Annotated in this window: 8 protein-coding genes, 1 pseudogene and 1 riboswitch; of the genes and pseudogenes, 2 read left to right on the top strand and 7 right to left on the bottom strand. The window is 60.5% G+C overall.

The features are described from left to right. Window positions 1-194: 194 nt before the first annotated feature. Genes Q0288_RS00830 through Q0288_RS00820 form a run of 3 tightly spaced genes read right to left on the bottom strand, consistent with a single transcriptional unit; the run spans window position 195 to window position 4,757 of the window. The gene (locus Q0288_RS00830; RefSeq protein WP_299425704.1) at window positions 195-2,450 is read right to left on the bottom strand and encodes a diguanylate cyclase; all 2,256 of its coding nucleotides are present in this window, start codon (window positions 2,448-2,450) and stop codon (window positions 195-197) included. Window positions 2,451-2,457: 7 nt separating this feature from the next. Beyond that, the gene (locus tag Q0288_RS00825) at window positions 2,458-3,180 is read right to left on the bottom strand and encodes a type I CRISPR-associated protein Cas7 (RefSeq protein ID WP_299425701.1); all 723 of its coding nucleotides are present in this window, start codon (window positions 3,178-3,180) and stop codon (window positions 2,458-2,460) included. Beyond that, on the bottom strand, window positions 3,177-4,757 hold the full coding sequence (locus Q0288_RS00820; RefSeq protein WP_299425698.1) for a S8/S53 family peptidase: 1,581 nt from the start codon (window positions 4,755-4,757) through the stop codon (window positions 3,177-3,179). Before Q0288_RS00820 ends, Q0288_RS00825 begins: the two co-directional genes overlap by 4 nt. Before the next feature lie 147 nt (window positions 4,758-4,904). Further along, window positions 4,905-4,990: riboswitch (cyclic di-GMP riboswitch) on the bottom strand. A gap of 752 nt (window positions 4,991-5,742) precedes the next feature. Between Q0288_RS00820 and Q0288_RS00815 the strand changes: the two genes are divergently transcribed. Further along, complete coding sequence (locus tag Q0288_RS00815; RefSeq protein ID WP_299425695.1) at window positions 5,743-6,804, top strand: HD domain-containing phosphohydrolase; 1,062 nt, start codon at window positions 5,743-5,745, stop codon at window positions 6,802-6,804. Window positions 6,805-6,812: 8 nt separating this feature from the next. Further along, entirely contained in the window at window positions 6,813-10,604 is a 3,792-nt protein-coding gene (locus Q0288_RS00810) for a PAS domain S-box protein (protein ID WP_299425692.1), read from the top strand. 137 nt (window positions 10,605-10,741) lie between these two features. Here the strand turns inward: Q0288_RS00810 and Q0288_RS00805 are convergent, their stop codons facing one another. From Q0288_RS00805 to Q0288_RS00790, 4 genes and pseudogenes are all read right to left on the bottom strand, one after another. Then, entirely contained in the window at window positions 10,742-11,380 is a 639-nt protein-coding gene (locus Q0288_RS00805; RefSeq protein ID WP_299425688.1) for a DUF92 domain-containing protein, read from the bottom strand. Window positions 11,381-11,404: 24 nt separating this feature from the next. Then, entirely contained in the window at window positions 11,405-12,538 is a 1,134-nt protein-coding gene (locus Q0288_RS00800; RefSeq protein WP_299425685.1) for a DNA cytosine methyltransferase, read from the bottom strand. Between the two features lie 13 nt (window positions 12,539-12,551). Further along, window positions 12,552-13,226: a SinI family restriction endonuclease gene (locus Q0288_RS00795; protein ID WP_299425682.1), complete on the bottom strand. Its 675-nt coding sequence runs from the start codon at window positions 13,224-13,226 to the stop codon at window positions 12,552-12,554. A 10-nt stretch (window positions 13,227-13,236) separates the two neighbouring features. Beyond that, window positions 13,237-13,974: pseudogene (locus Q0288_RS00790) on the bottom strand (GTP pyrophosphokinase); the annotation flags it as partial.

Below are 13,974 nucleotides of genomic sequence, written 5' to 3'. Positions count from 1 at the left end.
GAATATACCGTTTAGATGGAAGCAAGATTTGAGCCTTCTGGTTTTTGTGGTTTCTCCGCTCCAAGTAGAAGGGCCACAGCCCCCGCAATGCGGGGCAAAAAACCTGCCCTGTACGGCATTTCAAACTCAGTCGCGGGTGGTATTCTATCTGTAAAAAGCTTGAAATGGAGCGCGACACCCTCGAGCCCTGGTGGCTAACCACCTACCAGACCTGGCTCGTGCACAATACTGATTTTGCGGTTTTTGGCCGTGTACATCCGCTCGTCAGCCAGGCTCATCAGCATGTCTCTATCGGTTCCATCCAGGGGGTAAGCAGCCACACCGATGTTGACCCCCAGGCCGAGGCCCTCGATGGCAATTTGCTGGATCGCACTGGCGTACCGCTGTGCGGCCTGGACAGCTTGCTCTGCTGAAGTCTGGGGGAGCAGGGCTGCAAACTCGTCGCCTCCGAAGCGAAATAAGCCGTCGCTTTTGCGGTGGGCCTGACGCATGGCATGGGCCACAAGTACCAGGGCCTGGTCTCCCTGAGCATGTCCTAGCTGGTCGTTGATGGTCTTGAAGCCCTGTAAGTCCAGAAAGAGCAGTGAAAACGGCTGGCCATACCGTTTGGAGCGGATCAGCTCTCTATCAATAAAAACATTGAAGGCTCTACGATTGGCAAGGCCGGTCAGGGAATCGGTCAGGGCTGCTTCTTCCAGGCGTTGGCGGGTATGGGCCTCATGGAGCAGGGTTGCGACCGGGGTGGCAAAAAAGCGGGCCGCCTCGAGCGAATCACTGCCAAAAGCCTGACTGTCGTGCCAGTTATCCAGATTTAGCAGCGCCAGTACCTCATCCTGGTACAGGATTGGAACCGCTAGGTTGGCCCGAATCTGCTCTACTTGCGTGCGGTCAATCGGAGCCGATGCACTCCGGGCGCTTGCCTCCTGGATGGAGACCTGGTCGTCGGACAGGATGCGGGCCTCACCGCGCTGCCATGCGTCCACCCCGCCACCATACCAGCGCAGATGATCCGCTTCACTAAACGAGACACTGGTCAGGCTATCCAGGTCATACCCTGCCGTGGCCTGAAAGTAGAAGCGCTGGCCTTTTCGAACCAACAAACTGCCAGCTCCAGCTCCAGGGATCAGTTCCACCGCAGAGGACAGCACTTGATGGTAGAGGAGTTCGGAGTTGTTCAGGGAAGCCCGCCTGGACAAATCCAGCACGGTTTCCAGGCGTTCACGGGCCATCGCGCCTTCCATGGCCAGGCTCACAGCCCGACAGGCCCGAGCCAGCAGCTCCCGCTCGGAATGGAGCCACTGCCGTGGCTGCGGGTCTGTCAAACACAGCATTACTCGAGTTCGTGAAGCACCCGGTAGCGCAACCGGGTGAACCACCAGGCTTCGATGGAGATACATAGCAGCCGAAGTATGCGAGAAATCCTGGGGTAAATCTTCCACAAACACCGGCCGCCCGGTACGGTAGACTTCCCAGATCAGACAGTCGGCATTGGAAAACTGCTGCTGCAGCCAGGCCTCATCTACCAGCTTTTCTACACCGAAGCTACCAACCAGTCGTATCTGGTCACCTTGCTGCCGTAAAATCATGCCGCTTTGCACTCCCAGCGAGGAGGTTAGCAGGGCCAGTGCCCGATTTGCGACCCCAGATACCGACTGGGCCGAAGCCAGCGAAGTGGAAAGCTGGTTCAGTAGTTGGGCCTCGGCCCGCTCCGCAACCCAGGTTAGCCGGTCGCTTACGGCTCGAGCAAAATGCTCGTAACCCTCGCGCTCGCCGGGCGAGAAAGGCCTGGTGCGCCTTAACTCGAGGACCGCAACCACTTCACCGCACTGGCAAAGGGGTAGGGCAAGATGGCTCTGCTTGGTGCGATCCGATACCTGGTATACAACCACCTGCTCCTGGTAAGCCTGATGAACGGCGGTGTGGACTCTGGCATCGTCCAGGCCCGGGTGGGTCGCCGGGAGCGACAACAGCCTTCCCTGCTGCCTTAGCCAGAGGCGGTTACCCTCACCGGATCCCCCGAGCAGGCCCGGAATGGTCTCGAATACCTGTTCGCGGCTGGAAATCTCCGATAGGACATGCAAGGCTCGAACCAGCAGGTCAAGCTGGCCTGCTGCCATGGCTTGTTGTTGGGAGGCACGGGCTAGACTCCGCCGCACCCGATCCGAAGACCAGGCGACCGCCATGAGACCCAGGGTAGACCCCAGGGTAAAAACCTGTGAACTGCTGTGCACCAGCAGATCGATTCCCGAAACGGCAAGTGCGGTGATAAGGCCAGGTTTTAGACCGTAGGCCCCCAGGGCCGCTACCAGCAGAGCCAACCAGACCAGGCGGTAGGGTTCCAGCGGGGTAAAGAGCAGGGCAGTCCCAGTAGCCACCAGCGCCAAAAAAAGCCATGCCCATGGAGCCTGGGCTACGGCTGACCAAGCGGTTTCCTGAAGACTCTTACTCATAAAGACCTCAAGCCAGGTAGGTCAGGCACACCCCAGGCACGGCCTCGAGGTGACCGGGCGGTGGGTAGTGGATGGTGTAGTCTTCGAATTTTCCAGCCTGGCCTCTCAGGGCTGGGGTTTGTACCAGGTTGAATAGCTCCCGGGATCGGATGGGTTCGGCTGGGCTGGTTTCGTGGGTGAAGATCCACAGGCCCCGCATGGCCGACGCGACCGGCCAGCTGGTGGTGCCGGAGGTAAACAAATTAGAGAGTCCCTGCCAGAGCGATTCCAGATCGGACGCATTCACCCCGTTCTCCTTTCCAGCGTTGGGGTGGTAGTACCCGTGCATGCGGTAGAGCCCATAGGCCGTGTTGCGCCCCGAGGAAAGCGGAAAAATGGGGTCAATGGAGCGGGCCAGGGATAAGCGCACCGGGCCCGGGATGAGGGTGCGCCCTGCGGAGTCGGTGACCCCAAACATTCGCAGGTTGTAATACTGCTTACAAAGGGCATTTTTGCTCTCTGGGCTAAAATCGAGAACGAGGGGCGACCGATTTTTCAGTATGGGTAGGGCCAGTTTTTGTTGAAGGTATAGATTGAGGGCCTGTCGGAGGGCTTCTTCCATGACCAACCCGTAGCGCACGTCCTGGGCCAGTGACAGGGGGTTTGACAGCGAAGAAAGACTGGCAGGACTGGCATTTTTAATTTCGAACAACATCACAAACTGGTGGTGTCGTGTGGGATCGTGAATCATGGGTTCTCCTGGGGAAAGCAAACTGGGTTGCCTGGGTCTACCACTCTGGCCACATCAATGAGCCCAAAACCGACCTGACTGTTCCATGCGGCGCCATGTTGCGCAGCGCTTTGCAAACACCTGCGCACCTGGGCCAGAAACTCACCCGGGCTGCCGGCGTAGGAGGTGCCCAGCCGCTGCAGTTGCAAGAGGTACAGCCCAATGGTGGTGCTGACGAAAGGAGCCGCAGCGGAAGTGCCATAAGCCAGGGCATAGTCGCCACTGGTTGGTCCGTAGGCTACCGGCACACCGGTACCAGGAGCGACGAACTCGAGCTCGGGACCGTAGTTGGAAGCAAAGCCGCTGAACCATTGAGCCCGTTCTCTGTTCCCATCGGTTGCACCCACTGAAATAACAAAAGGAGAGGAAGCAGGATAGCCCACCCTGGCCAGATCTGCGTTGCCGCTCGAGGCCACCACAATCAAGCCCTGCTGGGTCACTTGCTCGAGCACCTGCTCGAGATAGAGGTCACGAAACCCTGGTTGGGAGATGGAAAGCGACAGGTTCACCACTTGAGCGGGGGTGGGGTTGGTATAGAGCCGGCCTGCAATCTGGGTAGCGCCAGCGGCATACTCCAGCGCCTGGGCCAGTTGCAGGGTACCGGCCCGCCGCTCCGCGTCGAAAATCTTGATGGGCAGCACCCGCAGCAGGTTGTAAGCTGTACCGGCCAGCGCCGAGCCATCGTTGGTAGTAGCCGCAATAATGCTCGCCACCTGGGTTCCGTGGCTGGCTCCAGTGCCGGGGTGCGGCTGGACAACTCCCTGGATCGGGTGGGGATAGTCCAGATCGCTGCCCACCACATCCAGCCAGCTACGGGGTGGGGTGAGGTTGGGGGCCAGGTCGCCCCGCTGGGTATAGACCCCGGTATCGGCCACGGCAATCACCGGCCAATCACACCCAACTTCCAGTTGTTGCCAGGCTGCCTCAAAGTTCATTTGCTGAAACAAGGCGGCCTGCTCTAGCGGATAGCTCCGGTTATTGGGAGGCAGAGGCAGGCTATTGGGCTGGTAAAGGTACTCGGGCTGCACATACTGGCTCCAACCTTGCTGGTATAGACGCTGGGCCACCGTGGCTTCTTGCCCAGGTGGAGTGCGATACAGGCTCCAGCCACCTCCCAGATCCTGCACCCACTGGGCCCCCAGGCGTTGTGCGCTGGCAGAATGGTGTTGCAGGCTCAGACTGTTCTTGCGATAGGCGATCAGCCGTCCTGGCACATGCGGTACGTCAAAACGGCCCAACCCCACCTCGAGAACTTCGGGTCGAGCCATGGGAAGCTGGGCCTGGGGGCCAACCCTGGTCGGACAAGCCAACGATCCATCCTTGCGGAGGTAGACGACGAGGCGCTGGATGCCTTTGGAAGTGTTGGCTTCCAGAATCAAACGATAGCTTTGGGGGCTGGGGTTGGTATGGCCTTTCACCTGGATGCGGGCAGAAGAGTGGGTGGTGTGGAGGGGGAGGCCCGGCAGTGGAGGTTCGCTGCGAAGGGTATAGAGGCTGGCTCCCTCGATACTCCAGTTGAGGTCTACCTGCCCGCCCATATAAGGCAAGGTTTGGGGGTGCGCGATAAAAACGGAAGGGCTTGGGGCAGATGTGCAAGCGCTCAGAGCCAGCACGGCCAACAAGGCCACCAGGATGTCTGGTGGCTTTCTTCGGGTACGAACCGTCCTGCGACCAACAGCAACGCAACTGCGTTCGGTCGGTTGCACCACTGGCTCCCCGTTTCCCCTGGTGCCCAGATTGGGACTCACGGATCTTCACCTCCGAACGTGGCTACGCCAACGGCATAGCTTGTCAAAAGAGATATCGTGTCCGGAAGCAAAGGGCCGAACCAGCCTCCTTGAACCGGACTGCACCACAGGCTCCGACTATTCTCGATATCCCGCAAAACAGTCCTCGTCGCCGCCGCTAATCCTGTGCAGAGCGCGCATTCTCTTCCGGGTGCGATGGACGCCCCTGGTAAGTTGGAAAGCGAAACGGTCTGCAAGATTGACCTCCCGCGCCAAGTGTAGGGCGGAGCGAACAGGGGTATCGGTTTGTTTAGTGCCGAGGCAGTGACGGTGCTGCAAAAAGTCGTCCCGATCCGTCCTGGAGGCAAATTCCAACCAAATTGACCCGGAGATACCCGAAGTCGGGCTCGAGCGGTCTCGGGTCGGGTGAATCGAAAGAGTTTCGTCTGGATCGCTATTATCCGAACAATCGGCATAACTGCGGCGGTATTTTGAGAGGGGTGTTCAAATAACCCGGCCCCTGGTTCAATTTGGAGTATCCTGAAGATTTACTAAGACCCGGGGGAGGCCGGGTTCGCGCTCGGGACGCCTGACCCGGGTATATTTCTGTAGTGCCACGGCCCGAGTGTGCCGGCAAGTCCCCAACCTGCCCAGCCGGGACGGGGGGTTTCGCGGCTGAGTTTGGTACAAAGCTGGCCTCTGCGCGAAGACCGTGTTGTCTGGTTGCGGCTTCTAACCTTGACTTTTTGGTAATTTGACTTACATTGATAACCGCATTTGTGGATATGGGGTATCCATGAAACTGGAAAGTATGAATGTTTTGATTGTTGACGACGAGCCGGCCAATGTCGCGCTGTTGCAACGAACCCTCGAGCGCGTGGGCTTTACCCGCCTGTATGCAACCACCGATCCGACTCGAGTCGAGGAGTTTCTAAACAAGCTACAGCCTGACCTGATCCTGCTGGATTTACACATGCCCAACCGGGATGGCTTTGAGATCCTCAAGTCCTTACCGGAGTATCTGCCCAATGGGGAATACTTGCCGGTTCTTGTTCTTACGGCTGATACCACCCCAGAAGCCAAGCATCGCGCCCTGAATCTGGGAGCCAAAGACTTCCTCCACAAACCTTTCGACCTGCTGGAAGTTGTACTGCGGGCGCGGCGCTTGCTCGAGACCCGCATCTTGCACCTGCAACTCAAAGACGAAAACCTGCGCCTCGAGACCGCTGTACAGGCTCGCACCTTAGAGCTTCAGGAAGCCCACCAAGATGTGCTGCGCCGCCTGGCGCATGCAGCGGAATTCCGCGATGACGATACCGGAGAACATGTGCACAGGGTGGCCGAGAATGCCGCTAAAATCGCCCAGACCCTTGGTCTGGAAGCCCGGATGGTGGAGGTGCTTCGCCAGGCAGCCCCCCTGCACGACATTGGTAAGATTGCGATACCCGATGCAATCCTGCGCAAAGCGGGCAGGCTTAGCCCAGAAGAGTTTGAGGTCATGAAAAGCCATACCGTGGTGGGGGCTTCGCTGCTGGAAGGGGGAAAGTCTATTCACCTGCAGATGGCCAAAGGCATTGCCCGTTCCCACCACGAGCGCTACGACGGTGGCGGCTATCCCGATGGCCGCAACGGCGAAGACATTCCAGTCGAGGCCCGTATTGTTGCCGTGGTGGATGTGTTCGATGCGCTTGTCAGCAAGCGGCCTTACAAACGGGCCTGGTCTCAGCTGGAGGCCATTGCTGAAATAGAGCGTCAGGCGGGTTCCCAGTTCGACCCCCGGGTGGTCAAAGTGTTTCTCGAGCATGCCCGCAAAGGCGACCTCCTGTTGCCAGGGTTTCGCAAGCAGGCCAGGAGTTGAGGAGTGCCATGAACGATTCAAGCAAGGCTCCGCTACCCTCACGCGAACGACTGTGCCTGGCAGCGTTCCTCCGGGTTGAGTGTGGAATGGGTATACTGTCCCGAGAGGGGCGCTGGCTCGAGGTCAACCCCGCGTTTTGTCGGCTGCTGGGCTATAGCGCAGAAGAACTTCAGCACCAGACGCTGCAAAACCTCCTTCATCCCGACGAGCCACTGGATCTTCAAACCCTCCTGGATAGCCAGCAGTCCGTTCAACTGCAAAGCCGCTTTGCACGCAAAGACGGTAGCCCCTTGTGGGTCAGCCTGGGGGTGTCGGTAGTCCAAGATCCGCAGGGCCAGCCCGATTTCTGGGTCGTTCACCTGCAGCCCTCTACCCAACAGAGCGAAGCCGATTTGCATGAACGAATTGAGCAACTCGAGCAGGCCTTGAAGGCTGCCAATGTGGGAACCTGGTCGAGTGACCTTCGCCGTGGAACCAACCGGGTAAACCGGGCCTGGGCCACCATGCTGGGCTATGCCCCCGAGGAGGTCGAGCCGACCCGGGCCTTTTTTGAGTCGTTGCTGCACCCCGACGACCTGCGCTTAACCCAGCGGCTGCACCAGGAGCAACTGCAGCGGGGAGTAGGGCATTTCGATCTGCTTCAGCGAATGCGGGCCAAGGACGGCACCTGGCGCTGGATTCTGGTACGGGGCCGGGTAGTGGAGCGCGATGCTGCGGGCCTGCCTTTGCAGATATCTGGCATTCACCTCGACGTTACCGAGCGCCAGCAAGCCGCAGAAGCCCTGCACCAGAGCGAGCAGAAATACCGCTTGCTTTTTGAAAACAACCCCCAGCCGATGTGGGTCTACGACCTGGATACCCTGGGCTTTCTGGCGGTGAACCAGGCTGCCCTGCACAAATATGGCTACTCCCGAACCGAATTCCTGGGGATGACCATCGCCGATATCCGCCCAAAAGACGAACTGCCCCGGCTGCTGAACTATATGCAGCAGGCCAGGACAGACCTGGTAGAGGCTGGCGGCTGGCGGCACCAGAAAAGCGATGGCGCCCTGATGGATGTGGAGGTCGTCAGCCACCGGCTGCTCTTTGACGGCAAGCCAGCCAGACTGGTGCTGGTGCAGGATGTCACCGAGCGCAAACGGGCCGAACAGGCCGTGCGCGATAGCGAGGAGCGATTCCGCTCGTTTGCCGAAAACCTGGAAGACGTGGTCTGGATCAACCACCCCGATGGGCGGCTGGCCTATTTGAACCCGGCTTTTGAGCGGGTCTGGGGCCGGCCTGTGGGCGACTTCCTCCAGGGCGGGTCGCTCTTTTACCAGACCCTTCACCCCGACGACCGCGCCCGGGTCCAAGCGGCCTATGCCCTACCCGCCGAGCAGCGCAAAGGCGTTCAGGAGTACCGCATTCTGCGGCCCGACGGCACGGTGCGCCGGATCCGCGACCGGGCCTTTCCTACGGGCGGCCCAGGCGAGCACCGCCTGCGGGTAGCGGGCATCGCCGAAGACATCACCCAGAGCTGGCTAGACCAGGAACAGCTTCGCCTGCAAGCAGCGGCGCTGGAGGCATCCTCCACGGCCATTGTGATTGCCGACCGGAACGGCGATATCCAGTGGGCCAACCGGGCTTTTTCGACCCTGACCGGCTACAGCGTGCAGCAGATCCAGGGCCAGAACCCCCGAATCTTGCAGTCGGGGTTGCAGAGCGCGGCCTTTTATCAGGATTTGTGGGATACCATCCTGGCCGGCCTTCCCTGGCGCGGCGAACTGGTCAACAAACGCAAGGATGGCAGCCTTTACGACGAGTACCTTCAGATAACCCCGGTGCGGGACTCTTTGGGCCAGATCACCCATTTTGTTGCCATCAAGGAAGATATTACCGAGCGCAAGCGGCTCGAGCAGCAGTTGCGCCAGAGCGAGGCCGGCCTGAAAGCAGCCCAGAGTGTGGCCAGGGTGGGCAACTGGTACTACTATTTCGACACCGACCAGGTGGAATGGTCGGAGGAGATGTACCGGATATTTGGCCTGCGCCCGGAGGAGTTTGGCCACAGTTTCGAGGCCTTTCTGCGGTGTGTCCACCCCGACGACCGGCCCCTGTTGCAGCAGGCTAACCGCGAGGAGCTTGCCAATGCCAGGCCGCTGGAACTGGAGTTTCGCATTGTGTTGCCGGATGGGCAGGTCAAATTCATCCGCGAGGTTAGCGAGCCCATTCACGACCCCAGCGGGGCGGTGATTGGTTTGTTCGGCACCTCGCAGGACATTAGCGTGTACAAGCAGCAAGAGCTGGCCCTAAGGGCCAGCGAGGTTCTGGTGCGCGAGACCCAGCGCATTGCCAGGCTGGGGAGCTGGCAGTGGGACGTGCAGACCAACCAGGTGGCATTTACCGAGGAGTTATGTGAAATCTACGGAGTGGCCAGGGAGCAGGTATCCCGCCTGGAGGATGTCTGGGGCCTGATTCACCCCGATGACCAGCCTCGAGTAGAGCAGCTCACGGCCTGGTCCGTCGGCCAGCAGGACTCGTTTGAGCTCGAGTTTCGCATTCTCACCCCAGCCGGGGCGGAGAAACATGTGGTCAGCCATAGCCACGCGGTCTGCGACCCGAGCGGGCAGGTGGTGCAACGCTTTGGCACCGTGCAGGACATCACCGAGCGGGTGCTGGCCGAGCGGAACCGCCAGGCCCGCGAGATCGCCGAGGCAGCCAGCCAGGCCAAGAGTGAGTTTCTTTCCCGCATGAGCCACGAGCTACGCACCCCGCTCAACTCGATTCTGGGCTTTGCCCAGCTCCTAGAACTCGAGCTCAGCGAACCCGGCCAGCGCCAGAGCCTGGAGTACATCCTGCTGGCGGGCCGCCACCTGCTGGGCCTGATTAACGAGATACTGGACATCAGCCGGATCGAGGCGGGCCGCATGGTGCTCTCGCTCGAGCCGGTTCTGGTCTGCGAGGTGCTGGAAGAGGCAGTCCAGCTCAGCCGTCCCCTGGCCGATGCGCGGGGGATTCAGATCGAGACCCCCAGCACACCCGGCTCGAGCACCCAGGTTCTGGCCGACCGCCAGCGGCTTTTGCAGGTACTGCTCAACCTCCTCTCCAACGCCATTAAGTACAATCGCGAAGGAGGAAAGGTTGGCCTGGACTGCCACCCAACGGCAGAGCTGAAGCTGCGGTTTAATGTACACGACACGGGCCCCGGAATTCCCCCCAGCATGACGCACCGGCTCTTTATGCCCTTCGACCGGCTGGGGCTGCGCGACAGCGAGGGAACCGGCCTGGGGCTGACCCTTTCCCGGCATCTGATCGAGGCCATGGGCGGGCGGCTGGGAGTGGAGAGTACGCCGGGTCAGGGCAGCACCTTCTGGTTTGAACTATCCCGGGCCCAGGCAGCCGTTGCGCCCAGCCCTTCGGGCCCAGAGCCTTCCTGGCCAGACCCCGTCAGGGCCGAAAGCTATACCCTGCTCTACATCGAGGATAACCTGGCCAATCTGCGGCTGGTGGAGAGTATCCTGCTGCGCCGCCCCCAGTTGCGCCTGCTGACGGCCATGCGGGGCCAACTGGGCCTCGAGCTGGCCCAACAACACCAGCCCGACCTGATTCTGCTCGATCTGCACCTGAGTGATATGGATGGCCAGGAGGTGCTGCTGCGCCTGAAAAGCGAGCCGCGCACCCGGCAGATTCCGGTGGTGATTCTAAGCGCCGACGCCTCGCCAGGGCAGATAGAACACCAGGTCGGGCTTGGCGCGGTAGCCTACCTGACCAAGCCCCTCGAGGTCTCTCGGCTGCTCGAGGTTCTGCACGACCATCTAAATTGAGCAAGTCCACCGGATGACGCGAATATTCCCTTTGGCTGTTCTGCTCGAGCAGAAGTGCTTTTCTGAATTGGCTCGACACAGCACCCAGGCCGCCGTCGTAGACTGGGAATGGGCGGGCCCTCTAAGCGAAAAACCTTCTAGGTGAGCATCCATCCAACCAGGCCGCCGGTCGCGGTGGCTAGCAGGTTGGTCAGGTCGTTGCTCCACCAGGCAAAGCGATCTTCCCACAAACCCAACAAGGTATCGGCCAGAGCGCCAGCCATCCCGCCAACCACAACCGCAAGTACAGGGACACCCAGCCACATCGCCCACGGGGCAAACAGCCATGCACCTCCTACCAGGGCCAGGGTGCCGGGCCAGCTAACGGCAGCGCTGGTTCCGGTCTCCACCCGCCCTTTGAGCGGATGCCAGGCCCACCTGGCACGGCTGCCGGTCTCGGTTGCCAGGGTATCGGCGGCGGCGGTCGCCAGCGCAGCTAGAAAAAAGGTGGGTGATCCCAGCGCAATGCCCAGTGCAGCCGGAAATCCATTGGCCAGCACTTGAAACGCGGTGCGGCCGGAGCGGTCACGGCTCTTCTGGTTTAGCCGACTCGCGACGGCGCCCAGAACGACGAAAAAAATAACCGCCAGTGCGGCGGGAATCCCGCCCGCCCACAGCGGCAGCCCACCCACCAGCGCCCCAGCCCAGGCCGAGCCTGGCTTGAGCCAGCCCAGCCGCTCGGCGATAAGGCCGACAGCGAAGGCGATTGGCAGAGCGATCCAGAAGGTCAGGGGCATTCGAACGCGGTGGTAGCCAAAGGTTCAGGCCGGGAAAAGCTCGAGCTGCTGGGTGGGCTTGCTGGGAGTGCCCAGGATGACTTGCTGCAATGCCTTTCCGATAGCAAAGCCCAAACCCACCGGAACCGCGTTGCCGATCTGGCGATACCGGTCGGCCAGCCCGCCTGCGAACAGCCAGTCGTCGGGAAACCCTTGAATTCGGGCGGCTTCTCGCACGCTAATAGGGCGCAACTCACTGGGATGACACATGTCAGTGGCTTTCTGGGCAGGGCTGGTGGTGACGGTGGGTGAGGGTTTATCCCAGGCCAGGCGACGGTAAAACCCCACCTTCCCGCCGCCCGAGAGGTAAGCCCCGCCCATTGCCTCCTGGCGTAGTTCTATCGGCAGGCTCCGCCAATTGCCACCCTCGGGAATCATGCGCAAGAACTGCAGACGCGACTCGGGGTAGGGCTGGTACTGTGGGGCTGGGTCGTCCAGGTTTTGCAGGGCATCGCGCAGTGTTCGCCACCTGGGCAGGCGAAAGCCTTGTTCGGAGTGACTGGGTTCAGGAAGAGCGATGGGTTCGTGGTCGCGACTGCCAATCAGGATCACCCGCTCACGGGTCTGGGGTACGCCATAATCGGCGGCGTTTAGCAGCCCATAGACGAAGCTATAGCCAATCTGAGCAAATTCGTCCAGGATTACCCTAAAGGCTGAGCCAGGAAGCTCATCGGCCTCGAGCGGGTGCTGCTGGTTGCGCTCGAGGTGGGGGCGATGCCGGATGGGGGCTGACAACAGCCCGCGCACGTTTTCCATCACGAAGAACCGGGGTTGCAGGTCTTTTACCAGCCGCAAGAAATCTCGGAACAAACTGCCCCTGGGGTCTTGCACGGTTCCGCGCCGTCCTGCGGTGCTGAAGGGCTGGCAGGGAGGGCCGCCTGAGACCAGGGCGATTTGGCCCCGATAAAGCCCGGTGGACGAAAAAATGTCATCAGCGGATACCTTGGTTACGTCACCGAACAACGCAATTTTTCTGCCCAATCGGGCGGCGTTAAGTCGAATGGTTTCTTGCGACCTGGGATCCACTTCCACTGCCACAACGGTCCGAAAACCGGCCTCCTCCAGGCCCAAATCCAGTCCCATCGCACCGGAAAAAAGCGAGACGTGAGCCAGGTTCATATCGGACATGGTATCAGCTTCGCTTGGCGTAGGCCTCAATGTAAGCATGGAAGTCGTCCTCAGAAAAATCGTCTCCTCGAGTTGCCAGCGGGAAATTCTCCCAGTTGGTTTTGCCGTTTGAGGCGTTGACCCGATACCACTTAATGATCTCGGTGCCCTTGCGGATGGCCGAGGAGGAGCTATTTTCGCTGTTGCTGCGGTTTTTTACCTGGAGAACCACTGAGAGGTCATTGCGCAAGAAGTCCACCGCTCGAGCGGTGTTTCCGGCGCACCAAACCCAGTCCCGGGTTTCCAAACGTTCGGCCAGGTAGCGCTCGAGCAACTCTCCCAGCAGATTCTCGGCAGCCATGGATCGTCTGTGATGCAAGGCTACAGTATCCAGATTCTCGCTTAACCCGGCGAAGACCCGAAGGATCACGTCTACTGCGGGATCCGCCACCGTAGACACCTCTTTGAGCCCGAGGCGTTCTTGGCGTGCGCGGAAGTAGCGCTCTAGATACACCGCCAGATAGGCCCGCATGTTGTCGAGGTCGCCAGGATCGGCCTTCTTCCTACCGTAGCCGTGAAAAGCTGCCCAGCCGGGGCTCTGGGTGCAGTAGCGCAGGATTACCTCCATTCGCTCGTCCCAGGTCTCCCTCAGCTCCAAAGCGGCAGCTCTGGCTGCCGAAAGAACCGTCTGAAAATCCACGCTCTAAACTCTACAGCACCTGCGACCAGTTCACGGTGCGCACGTTGGTTACGTTGCGTAGACGCTCGTCCAGCGCTTTTTGCTCGCCCTCGGTCAGGTCTACTCGAGTGCTGATGCGAAACAGCGAAGAGAGGGGGGAGGTGGGGTTGGAGTTCACGCCCATCGCACTCTTGCCCATCGAGGCGATGGCATCCATGATGTCGCGCAGCAGCCCGGCCCGGTCATCCGCCATCACCTCGAGCTGCATCACCCGGCCCAGCCCTTCCCAGTAGGCCAGCACCACCCGCCCCGAATCGTGCTCCATCAGGCGGCGCATGTTGGGGCAGCTGGCTTTGTGAATGGTGACCCCCCGCCCCCGGGTCACGTAACCCAGGATGGTGTCGCCCTTGGCGGGACTGCAACAACTGGCCAGCTTGATGGGCACCTGGAGGTTGGACTCCAGCCGGATGCCCAGCTCGTTCTTAACCGGCCTGGGTTTCTGGGTGACGATTTCCGTTTTGGGGGCCAGGATGCGGGCAATCTGCTGAGGGGCAACCCGACCCCCGGCAATGGCCAGGAACAAATCTTCGGGCGAGGAGCTTTTGATGAGCCTGCGGCCCACTTCCTCGAGCTGGCTTTCCAGCGGTCTGGGCAGCCCCCGCCGCTTGAAGTATTTCTCCAGCATCCTGACGCCTTTTTCCAGGGTCTCGGCCCGTTCAAAAGCGCGAAAGAATGTCCGCACTTTTTGTTTGGCCGACCTGGTTTTGGC

The sequence above is a fragment of the uncultured Meiothermus sp. genome (genome assembly GCF_937863175.1).
Taxonomy (GTDB): Bacteria; Deinococcota; Deinococci; order Deinococcales; family Thermaceae; genus Meiothermus.
This window is presented reverse-complemented; position numbering and strand designations above follow the sequence as displayed.

What these genes read in the sequence shown, in the direction of transcription:
- Q0288_RS00830 (WP_299425704.1), bottom strand. Translation starts at nt 2,450, where the DNA reads ATGAGTAAGAGTCTTCAGGAAACCGCTTGGTCAGCCGTAGCCCAGGCT.
- Q0288_RS00825 (WP_299425701.1), bottom strand. Translation starts at nt 3,180, where the DNA reads ATGATTCACGATCCCACACGACACCACCAGTTTGTGATGTTGTTCGAA.
- Q0288_RS00820 (WP_299425698.1), bottom strand. Translation starts at nt 4,757, where the DNA reads ATGGGCGGGCAGGTAGACCTCAACTGGAGTATCGAGGGAGCCAGCCTC.
- Q0288_RS00815 (WP_299425695.1), top strand. Translation starts at nt 5,743, where the DNA reads ATGAAACTGGAAAGTATGAATGTTTTGATTGTTGACGACGAGCCGGCC.
- Q0288_RS00810 (WP_299425692.1), top strand. Translation starts at nt 6,813, where the DNA reads ATGAACGATTCAAGCAAGGCTCCGCTACCCTCACGCGAACGACTGTGC.
- Q0288_RS00805 (WP_299425688.1), bottom strand. Translation starts at nt 11,380, where the DNA reads ATGCCCCTGACCTTCTGGATCGCTCTGCCAATCGCCTTCGCTGTCGGC.
- Q0288_RS00800 (WP_299425685.1), bottom strand. Translation starts at nt 12,538, where the DNA reads ATGAACCTGGCTCACGTCTCGCTTTTTTCCGGTGCGATGGGACTGGAT.